Here is a 15,812-nt window from a genome sequence, read left to right on the forward strand (position 1 = left end):
TGTGGCCGATCCAGCCCATGCTAGTGATATCTCACCACTAGCGACGCCTCCATAAAGCGCTGTTGCACCATCTCCTGAAGCCTGTCCTAGTGTTAAAGCAGTTGCACTGACACCAGATGCACTGGCGCTGCCACCTATAGCAAAAGACCCATTACCACTTGCGGTACTTCCACCTCCTATAGCCACTGCATTTGCAGCTGTGCTTCTCGAACTATTACCATATGCTAACCCTCTGTCTGCGGCTGCGGTTACTTCACCACCTTGAATCGCGACTGAAAAATCACCCGCGGCATTCTCGCCACCAAATGAAATGGCTCCTAACCCACTAGCGGTACCACTCCACGCCAAGGAATTTTGTCCAGAGGCAATTCCACCATTAAATGAGGTTGACGAATCACCTGTCGCTTGACTATTGGATAGGGCGATGGCTCCACCTCCCGAAGCCACCGCATTTCCGCCTATGGCTACAGAATTGCTTCCGCTGGATGTACTCGAATTGCCCATGGCAATAGCATCTATTCCCGAAGTTGCTGCGTTGTTTCCATGAGCAAAACCACGTGTCCCTGTAGTGGCGACCGTTCCTCCCTGAATAGCTACCGAAAAATCACCCTCGGCATTCAAACCACCAAATGAAATTGCACTTACACCACTAGCCCTACCGCGCCATGCCAAAGAATTTTGTCCCGAAGCTATTCCGCCACTTAATGATGTTGAAGAATCGCCTGTAGCCTGACTATTAGATAAAGCCAACGCATTGCCTCCCGAAGCTGTGGCATTACCACCTATGGCCACTGAATTACTTCCGCTGGAGTTACTTGAATTGCCCATAGCAATGGCATCTATTCCCGAAGTTGCTGCATTGTTTCCATGAGCAAAACCACGTGTCCCTGTAGTGGCGACCGATCCTCCCTGAATAGCTACCGAGAAATCACCCTCGGCATTCAAACCACCAAATGACACTGCACTTACACCACTAGCCCTACCACGCCATGCCAAGGAATTTTGTCCCGAAGCTATTCCTCCATCTAATGATGTTGAAGAATCACCTGTAGCCTGACTATTAGATAAAGCCAACGCATTGCCTCCCGAAGCTGTGGCATTACCACCTATGGCCACTGAATTACTTCCGCTGGATGTACTCGAATTTCCCATAGCAATGGCATCTGTTCCTGAAGTTGCTGCACTACTACCAAAAGCAAAACCGCGTGTACCTGTGGTAGCGACTGATCCTCCTTGTATGGCTATCGAAAAATCACCTTCTGCATTTAACCCTCCAAGAGATACTGCTCCCGATCCTGATGCATTACCTCTCCATGCCATAGAACTTTGTCCAGAGGCAATTCCTCCACTTAATGATGTTGAAGAATCTCCTGTAGCCTGACTATTGGATAAGGCCAAAGCTAGACCGCCAGAGGCTGTGGCATTGCTTCCAATCGCTACTGATCCATTACCACTCGAAGTACTAGAGTTTCCTATAGAAATAGCATTTACCTCGGAGCTAATGGCACCGTTACCAAAAGCTAAACCATAATCACCATCTGCCGTAACTTGTCCTCCCTGGATAGCAACGGAAAACTCACCCCCTGCATCTGAACCACCTAATGACACTGCACTCAAACCACTGGCATTACCATTCCATGCCAAGGAACCTTGTCCTGAAGCTATACCACCATTTAATGATGTCGACGAATCGGCAGTGGCCTGACTATTTGATAAAGCCAATGCATTATCTCCTGATGCGTTGGCATTGCTTCCTATGGCTACCGATCCATTACCACTAGAAGCACTGGAATTTCCCATAGATATGGCATCTGCTTCCGAACTCATCGCATTGTTACCAAAAGCCAAACCGTAATCCCCGTCCGAGGTGACTTGACCTCCATGAATGGCCATAGAAAACTGCCCTCCTGCATCTAAACCACCCAATGATACAGCTCCCAAACCACTGGCATTGCCGTTCCATGCCAAGGAGCTCTGTCCTGAGGCAATTCCTCCATTTAATGATGTTGAAGAATCTCCTGTGGCCTGACTATTTGATAAAGCCAATGCATTATCTCCTGATGCTGTTGAATTGCTCCCTATGGCTACCGATCCATTACCACTAGAAGCACTGGAATTTCCTATAGAGATAGCATTTGCTTCCGAACTCACCGCATTGTTACCAAAAGCTAAACCATAATCACCATCTGCTGTAACTTGACCACCTTGAATCGCTAATGAAAATTCACCACCTGCATCTAAACCTCCGAGTGAAATGGCAGCAATATTAGATGCCGATCCGGCAAGCGCAATTGAATTATTACCCGAAGCGATGCCTGAATTAGTAGCAAAACTTCCATCTCCTGAAGCTGTTCCTGAACCTAAAACTGCTGAAAGTGTGCCAACGTTGGCATCATCCCATTCTCCACCAAAGGATTGTCCTGCCCTAAATGCGCCTTTACTCTTATCAAAGAAAAAGCGTGCGCTAGATCCTGATAGGGTATTGCTTCCAAAAACGAAATCATCGCTAAATATATTAGTCGTATTTTGAACAACACCACTTATACTTTGAAACTCGCCTGTAGCACCAAAAGCGAGTTGATTCCAATTGACACCATCATAGAACCAAAATCCGGTCGAAGCATTCGTTTGATAAACCATGAGGCCTACGGCTGGGGAGCCTATAGCAACACGTTGAGCTTGTGTCATCCTTGGAATTAGAATACCTGAGGACGTACTTTGAATATCTAGCATGGATGAAGCATCTGGGGTTGTGGTTCCGATACCAACTTGGGAAAATGATAAATTAATACACAGAAAAAATAAAAGAAAAGATAGGGTTTTCATAATGAGCGGTTTTGTAGTTCTCCTCTACATCGTGAAACCAAATAAATGTCATCAAATTTAGTTAGTCCTTAGACAAAAGCAACGAATATTTCTTTTTCAGATAGTCCTTTTCTGAAGTGTTATTGACGCTTTCTAATGCAATTTCTAAATATTTCAGTGCTAATTCCAAATTACCTCTTTCAGAATAAAAATCTGACTTTGCCGCATAAAACAAATATTTACGTTGTTCTAACTCGTCTGGATTAATTTGTTGAAAATAGCTTTCCGCCCTATTATACTGCTTTATTTGCACACATATCACAGCTATTGTTAACAAGTAAATCGACATAGGCTGTAGCTGATTAAGTGCTTCATACCATTGCAATATCTTATTCCAATCTGTATCTTCAAAGGATTTGGCGCGTAGGTGCTCGGCGGCGATAGCCGCTTCATAATGGTAACAGGAAAAGGCATCAGTATCAACCGCTTTGTACATCATCGTATTACCAAGTTCAATTAATGGGAAGTGCCAAAGACTTCGGTCTTGCTGTTTTAGATCCAATATTTCGTTATTCATCCCAATTTTTGCTTTCAGCCTTGCAGAATGAAAACACATCAGTGCAAAAAGAGCATAGGTTTCAGGTGTTCTAGTTTGCTCACGCTTCAGGAGTAACTGACATAAACGCATGGCCTCTCTACATAAATCCTCTCTAATCAATTGTTCTTTGTTATTAGAGTGAAAGCCCTCATTAAAAATAAGATACAGTACTTCCATAACACTTTCTAAACGCACATGTAATGCTTTTCCTCTGGGAATATGAAATTGAATATCGGCGTTTTGAATGGTTTTCCTAGCTCTTGATAGTCGCTTTTTAATAGTTTCTTCTTTAGTGAGTAGTGCTGTTGAAATTTCCTTTATGCTAAATCCTGAAACTGTTTTTAAAGCGAACGATATACGATCTCTTGGGTCTAGTTTTGGGTGACAGGCGGTGAAAATCATTCGGAGTTGTGCATCCTCAATTTCTGAATCTAAAAATAATTCATTGATAGCTATAGCATCTGTTCCTCTTTTGATTGATGAATGATGTGTTCTTTGTGTGTTAAGTGATCTGAAAATATCTACCACTCTATTCTTGGCTGCTTTTGTTAACCAAGCTTCTGGATGTTTAGGAATTTCTTTTCTCCAAGAAATGCTAGCTTTAATAAAGGTGTCTTGAACCGCATCTTGTATAATATCGAGGTGTTTCAGTCCAAATATACGAGTTAAGACAGAGACCATCTTTCCGCTGTGATGGCGAAATAGATGGTCTATGTCTTTTTGTTCCATTATTTATCGAAAATCATAACTTCGCGAATTTCTACCGTACCACCTAAATCATAATCCGGAAAGTCTTGTGCTATTTCCTGCACGGCGTCAAAGTCTTTGGCTTCAACTGTGTAATAACCTCCGATAATTTCTTTCACTTCAGCAGATGTTAAATCTGTTACAGTTCTATTTTCCCCAACAATACGCCGCATTTGTGGATGTAGAGCTTCACCTCCTCTCAGTATCCCTGCCTGTTCCATTTTTTGCCCCCAAGCAAACCATTTGCCCATTCTGTTTTGCAATTCTTCAGGTGATAATCCTAAATCCGCATAATCTGCTCCGATGAAAATCATCATAAAATTTTTCATAAGTTCTAAAATTTAAAGTTTATATCCTTAAGACGTATCTTAAATTGTAAAAGGGGACATTTTTTATACTTTTTTAAATATATAAACTTTAAACCACAAGAAAAACAAAATTGAATTGTAATAATTACTATCATTTAATCGTAAAAATAGTTATCCGAACGATTAAAAAAAGTATTTTAAAATTATGAGTCTATTTTTCAAAATAGAACCAACCTATCATGAAATTTACTTTCACCTTGTTAACATTGAGTTTTTTAAATTTAGGCTTATCACAAGTGACCTTAGAAGACGAGGGCTTACACTTTGCAACTGGAGCTATTCTATCTGGCGCCACTTATTCTTTAGTCTATGCTAAAACAAAAAATAAAAAGAAAGCGTTTTGGTATAGCTTGGGAATTTCTTCTTTGGCCGGACTTTCAAAAGAGATTTATGACGGCTTTATTATAAGTGGAAAATTTGACACTGGCGAATTCGTAGCAACAGCACTTGGAGGACTTACGGCCAGTTATACCTTTAATATTTTCACGGGAAAACAAAAGAAGAAAAGGGAAGAAAGGGAATTGGTTGCATTTATACAATAAGCTTTGCTACAATATCCTTAACTGGTAATATCTCTTTGGTATGTTCTATACTTGGACCTGCTACCCATACGGTTTTATAAGTTGCTTTTTTAGCAGCTTTTTCCGTGGCTTTCATACCGATTGAAAACCGCACCATCTTTACCCATTTTTTTAGTTTTCGGTTTTTGTTGAGAAGATTCTCTATCCATGTGGCTTTAGTCCCTATTTTTTGAACGTAAGGTGTGTTAATCACCGTACAGGGTGTTCCAGAAATACGCTCAGTCATTACAATATCATCTGCTCCATAATCTACACAAGCTTGTTTATACTCTTCAGTAACATTGGCCTCTATTGACGCAATAAAAGGACTCCCAACCGAAACACCTTCGGCTCCATAGCTTAGCATTTTGTCAATATCGGCTTTACAACCTACACCACCTGCCGAGATTACCGGGATGGAACAGTTGTCCTTTAATTGTTTTATTAAATCCTTTGGAGATAAATTTCCGCGATGACCACCGGCTTCATTATTTACGGCTATTAGCGCATCAGCTCCTAAACCCTCAACTTTTTTGGCAAACTTTAAATCGGTGACATCACAAAATACTTTAATACCTACTTTATGGGCTTGTCTTATGGTTTCCTCTGGGCTACCTAATGACGTAATGATAAAATCACAACCTTCTTCACAAAGGACTTCAAGCTGGCCTTTGTATTTAATGTTAGATTTATTCACAATTAAATTAAAACCAAAAGAACCACCTTCCACTTTATTAGTCTTTAACACTTTAATAGCTGCTCTTAGTTCTTCAAGTGTTCTATAATTTAATGCAGGAATACAGCCTGCTATTCCCGATTTCATGGCTTCCGTAACCATGGCCACGTTAGAAACCAAAAACATTGGAGCTTGTATTACTGGATATTTGATGTTAAGTAATTCGGTTAGTTTTGTTTGCATAGTTATTTAATTGAGGTTTCGACTGCGATCAACCTGACAAATGATTGTTCAAATATACTAAAATATATTATGCATGCATAGTAATTTTTATTCTAAGAAACGATAATAGCCACATTTTAAATAAGAGCCTTCAGGAAAAGTTACTGGATGATCTATATCGTGCTTGGTTTTAAGTATAGTTTCGAAAAGCCTTGGCTGTGCATTTAGGGCATTAAGGTTAATGTCGAAAAACGATTGCGCTAAAATCCGTGAAGAACAAGAGGCCAGAACAAGCAATCCTTTTTTTGCTGTAACTTGTGCACCTAGTTCTGCCAGTTGTGCATATTTCTTCTTGGCTAATTCTATTTCGGACTGTTGTTTGGCAAAACTCGGTGGGTCTATAACCACCACGTCAAACTTTTTGTGATGCTTAATGAGGTTTTTCATCTCTTGAAAAGCATCACTTGCTATAGTTTTATGTATGCCTGAATAACTATTAAGCTTTCCATTTTCAACTGCCATTTCTAGTGCTTGTTTGCTGATATCCAAGCTTGTGACTTCAGTGGCGCCATTTGCCAATGCATGAACTGAGAATCCTCCAGCATAAGAAAATACATCGAGAACTGTTTTATTCTTACTCAACTCACCTACTCTTTTTCTATTATGTCGATGATCTAGAAAATAACCTGTTTTATGCCCTTTTATAACATTAGCTGAAAAATTAATGCCGTGTTCAACAAATTCAACAACTTCATTATATAAAGTTCCGTATAGGATATCGCCATCTTTTAAATTGTGATTTTGACTATTTTGAAGATTTCTGCTTAAACGCATTACTGTAGTTTTCGCCTTTGAAACTTTTTGTAAGCTTGTTAGAATATGATCTAAATATGGCAGCCATATTTCAGAATAGAGTTTAACGACTAAAACTGAATTATATACATCTGCTATTAAGCCAGGAAAACCATCGTTCTCGCCAAATAATAATCGGTAACTGTTGGTATTTGTTTCTAATAATTCTAAGCGCTTTCTAAAGGCTATTTCTATTTTATGATGAAAAAAATCAGCATTAATCTCAGCTTTAGTGAGTGCATTATGAATAATTTTTATTTGGATTGGTGATTTAGCATCAAATAAACCTATCCCTATAACCTTGTTCTTATTCTTACTAAAAATAATGGCTAAATCTCCTGTTTTAGGATCTTCACTAATCTTAACTATACTTTTTGAGAATACCCAAGGGTGTCCTCTAACTACGGATTGTTCACCTTTAGAATTGAGTTTTACAGCGAGACGTTTTGGATTTTGACTTAATTTCATTTTGCTAGAAAATGATTTCTTTATGAGTTTGTTTTCGAAATTACTAAACTTATCTAAAACTTATAGGAGTCTATCAATTGAATTGGCTTAAATAAAAAACGCAATCAAACTAATGATTGCGTTTTTTTTATATCACGCTGCCGCTCTACCAGGCTGAGCTAAATCCCCAATTGATAATTTGTGGGGACTATGGGATTCGAACCCATGACGCGCAGTTTGCTTTAGATTCCTGTCTGCGCAGGAATGACAGTTATTATTTCACTTCTTCGAAGTCTACATCTTCTACATCACTACCTTCATCAGAAGATGGTTGCCCGTTTGAACTCGCATCAGGACCTGCCGCACCACCTTGTTGCGCTTCAGCTTGTGCTTTGTACATTTCTTCGCTAGCGACTTTCCAAGCTTCATTGATTTTCTCTAGAGCTGGCTCTATGACTGCAATATCTTTAGTTTCATATGCCTTTCTTAATTCTTCCAATGCATCTTCAATTGGCTTTTTCTTATCATCCGATAATTTATCGCCAAACTCTTCCAATTGCTTCTCTGTTTGGAAAATCATAGCATCTGCTTGATTTAACTTGTCAGCCGTTTCTTTAGCCTTAGCATCTGCTTCTGCATTAGCTTCAGCTTCAGCTTTCATCTTTTCGATTTCCTCTTCGGTTAATCCAGATGATGCTTCAATTCTGATGTCTTGTTTCTTACCTGTAGCTTTATCTTCAGCAGATACCTTAATGATACCGTTAGCATCAATATCGAATGTTACTTCAATTTGAGGTGTGCCTCGTCTTGCTGGTGGAATTCCATCTAAGTGAAAACGACCAATCGTCTTATTATCTGCCGCCATTGGGCGTTCTCCTTGTAATACATGGATTTCTACCGATGGCTGATTATCGGCTGCTGTTGAGAATATTTGTGATTTCTTAGTCGGAATCGTTGTATTGGCATCAATGAGCTTGGTCATTACGTTGCCCATAGTTTCGATACCTAATGATAATGGCGTTACGTCTAGTAAGAGTACGTCTTTAACATCGCCTGTTAATACACCACCTTGAATACCTGCTCCAAGAGATACCACCTCATCTGGGTTGACACCTTTGCTTGGGGCTTTACCAAAGAATTTCTCTACGGCTGTCTGTACTGCTGGTATACGTGTAGAACCACCTACTAAAATCACTTCATCAATATCTGATTTTGATAAACCTGCTGCTTTTAAGGCTGTTTCACATGGTTCTATAGTGCGCTTGATTAAATCGTCGATCAACTGTTCAAACTTAGAGCGTGACAACGTACGTACTAAGTGTTTTGGTCCACTTGCTGTAGCTGTTACATAAGGCAAGTTAATTTCTGTCTGTGAAGACGATGACAATTCGATTTTTGCTTTTTCAGCAGCTTCTTTAAGACGTTGTAAAGCCATAGGATCTTCTCTTAAATCCATACCTTCATCACTCTTAAACTCTTCTGCTAACCAATCGATTATTCTTTCGTCGACATCATCACCACCTAAATGCGTATCACCATCTGTTGATAGTACTTCAAAAACGCCATCACCTAGCTCAAGGATAGAAACGTCGTGTGTACCACCACCAAAGTCGAATACTACGATTTTCTGATCTGTAGACTTCTTATCTAATCCATAAGCTAAAGCTGCTGCTGTTGGCTCATTGATAATACGTCTTACCTTTAAACCTGCAATCTCGCCTGCTTCTTTAGTTGCTTGGCGTTGCGCATCATTAAAATATGCTGGTACCGTAATTACCGCTTCAGAAACGTCTTGTCCTAAATAATCTTCAGCTGTTTTCTTCATTTTTTGAAGAATCATAGCCGATAATTCTTGCGGTGTATATAAACGACCATCGATATCTACTCTAGGCGTATCGTTATCACCTTTAACTACTTTATATGGTACGCGTTCTGCTTCCTTTTTAGATTCAGAATATTTGTTCCCCATAAAACGCTTAATAGAATAAACCGTTTTTGTTGGGTTAGTGACTGCTTGTCTTTTTGCCGGATCACCAACTTTAATTTCACCGCCTTCTACGAAAGCGATTACCGAAGGCGTTGTACGCTTACCTTCAGCATTTGGGATAACAACTGGCTCATTGCCTTCCATTACTGAAACACAAGAGTTGGTTGTTCCTAAATCAATTCCAATAATCTTACTCATAATATTAGTGTCTATATTTTGTTGTGTTTTTAATTTTTAAACTCGGTTTCTATAGGTCAAGTATTATGCCATGACAAAGATTATGACATGATGTCATACGTCATTTTCAAAAAGAATTTCACTTTTATACCACTTTGGAATGTGATTTGATGCTTAATATAAAAACTATTAATCAAGAAACATCCAAGTTGCAATACTTAATCATTTATTGTAATAATCATTTGGATGTTCTATGTAACCTTTAAAAATAATTTAAACCATTTACACATGAAACGTATATTATCCTTTATGACCGTGTTTACTCTATTATTAACGGCTTGCGAAGGCGATCAAGGATTACCAGGGCCACCTGGACCACCTGGAGAAACCGGAGGACTCATTGTAGCTGATGCCATTCCAGTTCAAAATGTAAATTTTACTGCACCTGATTTTGAAATTATAGTGGATTTTGATCAAATTTTTTCAGATGAAGTTCTTTTGGTTTACAGACGATGGGAAAATAATACTTGGCGTTTACTGCCTCAAACCATTATTTTTGATGATGGTAGTGATTTGGTGTACAACTTTGATTTTACACAAAATGATGTGGCTATATTTTTAGAAAGCACAGCAGAATTAGAGACTTTAGGCCCCCAGTGGACACAAAACCAAACCTTTAGAATAGTAATTGTACCTGCTGAAAGCATAAATGGTGTTAATATTTCTGATATCAATGAGGTAATTAGAGTATTTAATATAGAGAGTTTAGAAATAAACCAAACAGATTAGTTTCCTTATCATCGCTTAAAATAGTTAAATTATAATAAAGGCAAATTTTAAAAATTTGCCTTTATTATTTAATAGTCATCCTTGAATTCCATAAAACTATTTAATTTATTTTAGTATAGAAAATTTTCTATATATCTGAGAAAATTCTTATATTTCGAACTAATTTAAAACTCTCTTTTTATGAAAAAAATTACATTTTTTGTCTTATTGTTTTCTTTTCTTTTTGGCTATTCCCAAAGATTAGAATTGAACCTTGTTAGTACAGAATTAGGCGTGGATGGCTGTGTTAATACTGTTACGATTGGATATGAAGTCATAACATCTGGGATTGACTACAATCTCACGGTATCATACAGAAACCCCCATACTTCAACAAATACTGTGCTTACAGGTTCTCAAGTAACCACAGGTAGCCATGAGGTCACCGTGAGTATTGAACGTGACGCATTTATTTCAATATGTCAGGTTAATGGTGATTGCAGGAGTGACCCTCGAGGTACTCGTAATACGGAAGTAAGGGTAGATCGATGTGAAACTAGAGGTTATGTTATTAATGATAAATTCGCTACTATAAATGCGCATAGTACTAATGAAAATATCTATGAAGTTTTTATTGATATACCTGATCCTACCAAAGAATACTCGATACATGAAGAGATAGTTGATGACACCTGTCTAGGTAGAGTATGCTACACGAGAAGAAATGATATCATTTTGAATGTACCTGGCATAACACAAGTAGATATCTCTTCTAGTCCAACGAGAAGAATAATAGTTAGAGAGGATACACCAAATTTCCCTCATGTAATAAGCCAATTGTCGTCGATTCAAGTTCAAGGTCCTCCATTCCAAGAATCTCCTTCTGGTTCTCTATTTCAACCACATATCTGGGTAATCCCATCAACTAAAGTCTATGACAGTAATGGCTTTTTAACATCTTTAGATGCTACTTTTACAATTACAAGTGTGGAATATGCTGAAAATGACACTTACCAAGCAATCGTAAAAAATAATACAGAAACAATTGTATATGAACTGGAAGGCTTTACCGAACAGTTAGTAAGTTTAGGAGGTTATGTGCGGTTGGATGATATACCTATATCAGAAGATAATACCATAATTGAACTTGTGAGAAGGCCAAGTAGTGGGCGGATTGTACTGTCACGTATTCGAATAAAAAATGTAGAAGATGGCGATGATGATGGTGTTTTAGACATTGATGACAACTGCCCTAATATTGCTAATGCCGACCAAGCAGATGACGATGGTGATGGTATTGGTAATGTTTGTGATAATTGTGATATTCCAAATTCCAATCAGGAAGATGGTGATAATGATGATGTTGGAGACGTTTGTGACAATTGCCCTGATAATGAAAACCCAAACCAAGGAGATTTAGATAACGATGGTTTAGGAGATGCTTGTGACTTAGAAGATAATAGGGATAGTGATGGCGATGGTATAGAGAATTTTGAAGACAACTGCCCTAACTCTCCCAATCCAAATCAAACTGATAGCAATAATAATGGTATTGGTGACGCTTGTGAAGGAGAACCTGATTTGGTCGCAACACCTAATAATGTCTTAGTTATTAGTGAATGTAATGAATGCAATATAGTACTATCTAATTTAGGTTCTGATAAACATAAATTAACACCAAGTACAACATTGGAAATCTCCCAAGCATTGATAGAAAATAATTCGGCTGTGGATGCAGGGTCATCAAAAGTTAAGTATTATGTTGAGGCCACATCTCCAGCTGGCATTGCTGAATATGAACTACCTTATGTGACAAATATCCCAGCAATATCAGGAAATGGCTCATATGTGCTTACCCATACAATTTTTGGATACCATTTCCCACCTCTTGAGTTCGGAAGCAACTATAAAATAGTAGTTAAGTTAGATGCCGAAAATGAAGTAGATGAAAGCAATGAGAGTAATAACAAAATTAGTATTCCGTTAAAATGGGAGTGCAATAACTGTAGGATAGCCTACCTTGATCTTGGGAATCAAATTATAGAGATTCCATTACCTGGAGGTCTAGTTCCAATAGGCCCAAGAATTTCCCCAACTTATAACTTAAAGATTTATAATTTTGGTGTTTTATCTACGATCCCAGTGGTAGATCAGAGTATTTCGGTTGGGCAAACCGTAAATATTTCGCATTTGCCAAATGGTTTTTATGCTGCACACATAAATGATAGGTTTACTTTACAATTTTCCAAAATGACCATTAGGCGTTAACTTAAAGATTAAGATAAAAAAAGCCGGAATTAATTTCGGCTTTTTTTGTTTATTACTTTATGACTTGCAACCTTCTCGACGTCTTGTATCAACCAAATAAATGATCTTCCATTCGCCATCTTCTTTAATGAGTTGAAAGGAATTAACACCACAATGACTAAAATTTCCTTTGTACCAAAACTCGTATGGTGTCCAAGCATTGGCCATTATACCATCAACCTGGATACTAAAATCCAACAGCTTTTCTTCAAATGTATTTTCTTTAGGAATGCTGGCTATACTTTTTATAAATTTTTCATAACTACTTTCTTGTAAAATAGATTTGCCTTCTTTGTTTACCAAGACGGATTGTATCTTTATATCTCCTTTGGCCATTGCCTTTAAAGCAACAGTATCTTGCTTATGGAATGCATCAAAAAATTTAACAATTGTAGCCTTTACGTTTTCTTTTTCTGAGCCTTGTGCATGGCTATTTAGCCCTATACATAGGATAATTATTGGAAATAGTACTTTCATGATTGATATAGTTTGAGCTGAAATTAAAGATTCAAATGTATTTCTATGGTGCATTAAACAAAAGTTTAACAAAACTCTTTATTTTTACAGACACTAATTTAAATTCTATGTCGGTCGCAAAAAAAGAATACAAAAGAATTACCGTGAAGACTTTAGTAGACATGAAGTCTAAAGATGAAAAGATATCTATGCTTACCGCTTACGATTATACGATGGCAAAGATCGTAGATGGTGCTGGTGTTGATGTTATTTTGGTCGGTGATTCTGCTAGTAATGTTATGGCTGGTCATGAGACCACTTTACCTATTACTTTAGACCAAATGATTTACCATGCATCCTCCGTAGTAAGAGCTATTGATAGGGCTTTAGTAGTCGTTGATTTACCTTTTGGCACCTACCAAAGTGATCCTAAGGAAGCTTTGCGTTCTGCTATACGTATTATGAAAGAATCTGGTGCACACGCGGTGAAGTTAGAAGGTGGTAAAGAGATCAAGGAATCTTTAAAGCGTATTCTCAATGCTGGCATTCCTGTAATGGGTCATCTAGGCTTAACGCCACAGTCTATCTATAAATTTGGGACCTATACTGTGAGAGCTAAGGAAGAACACGAAGCACAACAGTTAAAAGAGGATGCTCTGATGCTAGAAAAGGCTGGCTGTTTTGCCATAGTTTTAGAAAAAATTCCCGCTGCCCTAGCAAAAGAAGTCTCAGAAAGCATCTCTATTCCTGTTATTGGTATTGGAGCTGGTGACGGTGTAGACGGACAAGTTTTAGTACTTCATGATATGATTGGGATGACGCACGAATTTAATCCAAGATTCTTACGTCGCTATATGAATTTGTACGAAGATATGACCAAGGCAATTTCCCAGTATGTAAATGATGTGAAGTCTGAGGACTTTCCGAATGAGAAAGAGCAATATTAGCTAGACTTGTAGATTCTTAGACTATTAGATAGTAGGATTGAATTGATTTTCTATGGCTCATAAATTTAAGGAACTTCAAATATGGAAAAGAAGTAGGTTGTTTTGTTCGGAAATATATCAAATTACATCTCAATTTCCCTATTCTGAAAAATTTGGATTGATTAATCAATTAAGAAGAGCTTCTGTTTCTATTCCTTCAAATATTGCCGAAGGATCTTCGAGAAACTCGGATAAAGACTTTTCCAGATTTCTGCAAATAGCAATAGGTTCGGCATACGAAATAGAAACTCAATTGTTAATTGCTTTTGATTTAAGTTTTATAACAAAAAAAGAATTGGAAACTGTTCTTTCTGAATTAAACTAAATCATAAAGATGATCTCTAAATTTAAATCAGCTCTAAGAATCTAAAACGTCTAACAGTCTAATTATCTAATATGCCCAAGGTGATATCTAACCCATCCAATCTACAAGTATTATATGAAGACAACCATATCATTGTGGTTAACAAGCGTGCTGGCGACATTGTTCAAGGAGATAAGACTGGTGACCGACCTCTAAGCGACATTGTAAAAAACTATTTAAAATATAAATATAACAAACCCGGTAACGTATTTCTTGGTGTAGTACATCGCCTAGACCGACCTACAACTGGTATTGTACTCTTTTCTAAGACCAGCAAAGCGCTTCCAAGACTCAACAAACTGTTTGCTGAAAAAAAAGCTCAAAAAACCTATTGGGCTCTAGTTAAAAATAAACCTCCAAAGAACGAAGACAAATTAATCCATTGGCTAAAAAAGAACCCAAAAAATAATAAATCGACAGCATATAATAGTGAGGTTGAAAGTAGCAAAAAGGCTATTCTCAATTATAAAGTCATTAAAAAACTAGATCATTTTTATCTATTAGAAATTGATTTGGAAACCGGGAGACATCACCAGATACGGTCTCAATTATCGAAAATTGGTTTACCAATCAAAGGTGATTTAAAATACGGATTTCCACGCAGCAATAATGATGCAAGTATCAGTCTTCATGCCAAACAACTAGTGTTTGTTCATCCTGTAAAAAAAGAAACACTAATTATAACAGCGCCTGTACCAGATGGCACGCTTTGGCAAGCAGCTTGCGAGTCTTAAACATCTCGGTAAGGATAGCTTAATTTGAGTACAGTTCCCTTATTAAGTTGTGAGTCTAGATTAAAATCGGCATTGATTAACTCTGCTCGTTTTCTCATGTTGGTCATTCCTGAACCTTCCTCAGCACTCTCTAAGTCAAAGCCAATACCATTATCTTCAACGTTAATATTAAGCAGCTTGGGGTTGTAACTTAAGTAAACATTTAAATTTTCTGCTTCGGCATACTTTAAGGTATTCGAGAAAAATTCCTGCAATATTCTAAATAAGATAATCTCGTCCTTTTTGTTTTCAAAATCTACCTTTTTCCCATCAAGAGTAAGGTTAGCTTCTATCAATCCAGATTTGTTTAAGCGATCTATTTCATTTTTTACCGTGGCATCAAATCCTAAGTTGGTAATAACATCACTGTTTAAGGACTTGGACAAGGTTCTTACTTCTGCCAAACTTTCCTTTAAAGCTTCTGATGCATTAGCTACCTTTGGTTTTACGTCATCATTAACGGCTTTAGCAACGACATTCATCTGCATAGTGGCGAAAGATAAAAGCTGTCCTACATTATCATGCAACTCCCTGCCTACATGTTTTAAGGTTTCTTCTTGGATTTCTTGCTGGGTCTTTGTTAGTTCCTCTTCAAAGGCTTGTTTTTGTTTTAGTTGATTTATAACTAACTGATTTTTTCTCCTTTGGAAAATCGTAAAAAAAACAATTATCAATGTACAAATGATTACTAAAACACCTATCATATAAATTAATAGGTA

The 15,812-nt window shown here is 37.6% G+C and carries 14 protein-coding genes; 6 read left to right on the forward strand and 8 right to left on the reverse strand.

Translation table 11 applies throughout. From position 1 onward, the window contains the following. The 3 genes from Q0972_RS08320 to Q0972_RS08330 all read right to left on the reverse strand — a co-directional run. Positions 1-2,826 (reverse strand): hypothetical protein (locus Q0972_RS08320; RefSeq protein ID WP_299364763.1); only part of this gene is annotated, 2,826 nt, incomplete at its 3' end. A 61-nt stretch (positions 2,827-2,887) separates the two neighbouring features. Next, positions 2,888-4,132: a sigma-70 family RNA polymerase sigma factor gene (locus Q0972_RS08325; protein ID WP_299364766.1), complete on the reverse strand. Its 1,245-nt coding sequence runs from the start codon at positions 4,130-4,132 to the stop codon at positions 2,888-2,890. Next, the gene (locus tag Q0972_RS08330) at positions 4,132-4,467 is read right to left on the reverse strand and encodes a YciI family protein (protein WP_299364768.1); all 336 of its coding nucleotides are present in this window, start codon (positions 4,465-4,467) and stop codon (positions 4,132-4,134) included. Before Q0972_RS08330 ends, Q0972_RS08325 begins: the two co-directional genes overlap by 1 nt. A gap of 230 nt (positions 4,468-4,697) precedes the next feature. Here Q0972_RS08330 and Q0972_RS08335 point away from each other — a divergent pair, with 230 nt between their 5' ends. After that, the gene (locus tag Q0972_RS08335; RefSeq protein WP_299364770.1) at positions 4,698-5,060 is read left to right on the forward strand and encodes a hypothetical protein; all 363 of its coding nucleotides are present in this window, start codon (positions 4,698-4,700) and stop codon (positions 5,058-5,060) included. Here Q0972_RS08335 and Q0972_RS08340 read toward each other — a convergent pair. The 3 genes from Q0972_RS08340 to dnaK form a co-directional block, all read right to left on the reverse strand. Beyond that, positions 5,050-5,997: a nitronate monooxygenase gene (locus tag Q0972_RS08340; RefSeq protein WP_299364773.1), complete on the reverse strand. Its 948-nt coding sequence runs from the start codon at positions 5,995-5,997 to the stop codon at positions 5,050-5,052. The two genes, Q0972_RS08335 and Q0972_RS08340, sit on opposite strands and share 11 nt — an antisense overlap. An 87-nt stretch (positions 5,998-6,084) precedes the next feature. Further along, on the reverse strand, positions 6,085-7,296 hold the full coding sequence (locus Q0972_RS08345) for a class I SAM-dependent rRNA methyltransferase (protein ID WP_299364776.1): 1,212 nt from the start codon (positions 7,294-7,296) through the stop codon (positions 6,085-6,087). A gap of 253 nt (positions 7,297-7,549) precedes the next feature. Continuing rightward, on the reverse strand, positions 7,550-9,460 hold the full coding sequence (dnaK, locus tag Q0972_RS08350; RefSeq protein ID WP_299364778.1) for a molecular chaperone DnaK: 1,911 nt from the start codon (positions 9,458-9,460) through the stop codon (positions 7,550-7,552). 267 nt (positions 9,461-9,727) lie between these two features. On the opposite strand from dnaK, the gene Q0972_RS08355 reads away from it, so the two are divergent. After that, a complete protein-coding gene (locus Q0972_RS08355) occupies positions 9,728-10,228 on the forward strand; it encodes a hypothetical protein (RefSeq protein ID WP_299364781.1) in 501 nt (166 codons plus the stop codon). Positions 10,229-10,408: 180 nt separating this feature from the next. Next, positions 10,409-12,475: a thrombospondin type 3 repeat-containing protein gene (locus tag Q0972_RS08360; RefSeq protein WP_299364784.1), complete on the forward strand. Its 2,067-nt coding sequence runs from the start codon at positions 10,409-10,411 to the stop codon at positions 12,473-12,475. 57 nt (positions 12,476-12,532) lie between these two features. On the opposite strand, the gene Q0972_RS08365 is transcribed toward Q0972_RS08360, so the two are convergent. Next, positions 12,533-12,991, reverse strand: a complete 459-nt coding sequence (locus Q0972_RS08365) for a nuclear transport factor 2 family protein (RefSeq protein WP_299364786.1) — start codon at positions 12,989-12,991, stop codon at positions 12,533-12,535. Positions 12,992-13,098: 107 nt separating this feature from the next. On the opposite strand from Q0972_RS08365, the gene panB reads away from it, so the two are divergent. The 3 genes from panB to Q0972_RS08380 all read left to right on the forward strand — a co-directional run bounded on the left by panB (position 13,099) and on the right by Q0972_RS08380 (position 15,054). Then, on the forward strand, positions 13,099-13,917 hold the full coding sequence (panB, locus tag Q0972_RS08370) for a 3-methyl-2-oxobutanoate hydroxymethyltransferase (RefSeq protein WP_299364788.1): 819 nt from the start codon (positions 13,099-13,101) through the stop codon (positions 13,915-13,917). Positions 13,918-13,969: 52 nt separating this feature from the next. Then, the gene (locus tag Q0972_RS08375) at positions 13,970-14,281 is read left to right on the forward strand and encodes a four helix bundle protein (protein WP_299364789.1); all 312 of its coding nucleotides are present in this window, start codon (positions 13,970-13,972) and stop codon (positions 14,279-14,281) included. Between the two features lie 71 nt (positions 14,282-14,352). Beyond that, the gene (locus Q0972_RS08380) at positions 14,353-15,054 is read left to right on the forward strand and encodes an RluA family pseudouridine synthase (RefSeq protein WP_299364790.1); all 702 of its coding nucleotides are present in this window, start codon (positions 14,353-14,355) and stop codon (positions 15,052-15,054) included. On the opposite strand, the gene Q0972_RS08385 is transcribed toward Q0972_RS08380, so the two are convergent. Further along, positions 15,051-15,767 (reverse strand): histidine kinase, encoded by a 717-nt coding sequence (locus Q0972_RS08385; RefSeq protein WP_299364791.1) that lies wholly within the window; start codon positions 15,765-15,767, stop codon positions 15,051-15,053. The two genes, Q0972_RS08380 and Q0972_RS08385, sit on opposite strands and share 4 nt — an antisense overlap. Positions 15,768-15,812 lie beyond the last annotated feature (45 nt).

The sequence above is a fragment of the Winogradskyella sp. genome (genome assembly GCF_028282165.1).
GTDB lineage: Bacteria > Bacteroidota > Bacteroidia > Flavobacteriales > Flavobacteriaceae > Winogradskyella.

What these genes read in the sequence shown, in the direction of transcription:
- Q0972_RS08325 (WP_299364766.1), bottom strand. Translation starts at nt 4,132, where the DNA reads ATGGAACAAAAAGACATAGACCATCTATTTCGCCATCACAGCGGAAAG.
- Q0972_RS08330 (WP_299364768.1), bottom strand. Translation starts at nt 4,467, where the DNA reads ATGATGATTTTCATCGGAGCAGATTATGCGGATTTAGGATTATCACCT.
- Q0972_RS08335 (WP_299364770.1), top strand. Translation starts at nt 4,698, where the DNA reads ATGAAATTTACTTTCACCTTGTTAACATTGAGTTTTTTAAATTTAGGC.
- Q0972_RS08340 (WP_299364773.1), bottom strand. Translation starts at nt 5,997, where the DNA reads ATGCAAACAAAACTAACCGAATTACTTAACATCAAATATCCAGTAATA.
- Q0972_RS08345 (WP_299364776.1), bottom strand. Translation starts at nt 7,296, where the DNA reads ATGAAATTAAGTCAAAATCCAAAACGTCTCGCTGTAAAACTCAATTCT.
- dnaK (WP_299364778.1), bottom strand. Translation starts at nt 9,460, where the DNA reads ATGAGTAAGATTATTGGAATTGATTTAGGAACAACCAACTCTTGTGTT.
- Q0972_RS08355 (WP_299364781.1), top strand. Translation starts at nt 9,728, where the DNA reads ATGAAACGTATATTATCCTTTATGACCGTGTTTACTCTATTATTAACG.
- Q0972_RS08360 (WP_299364784.1), top strand. Translation starts at nt 10,409, where the DNA reads ATGAAAAAAATTACATTTTTTGTCTTATTGTTTTCTTTTCTTTTTGGC.
- Q0972_RS08365 (WP_299364786.1), bottom strand. Translation starts at nt 12,991, where the DNA reads ATGAAAGTACTATTTCCAATAATTATCCTATGTATAGGGCTAAATAGC.
- panB (WP_299364788.1), top strand. Translation starts at nt 13,099, where the DNA reads ATGTCGGTCGCAAAAAAAGAATACAAAAGAATTACCGTGAAGACTTTA.
- Q0972_RS08375 (WP_299364789.1), top strand. Translation starts at nt 13,970, where the DNA reads ATGGCTCATAAATTTAAGGAACTTCAAATATGGAAAAGAAGTAGGTTG.
- Q0972_RS08380 (WP_299364790.1), top strand. Translation starts at nt 14,353, where the DNA reads ATGCCCAAGGTGATATCTAACCCATCCAATCTACAAGTATTATATGAA.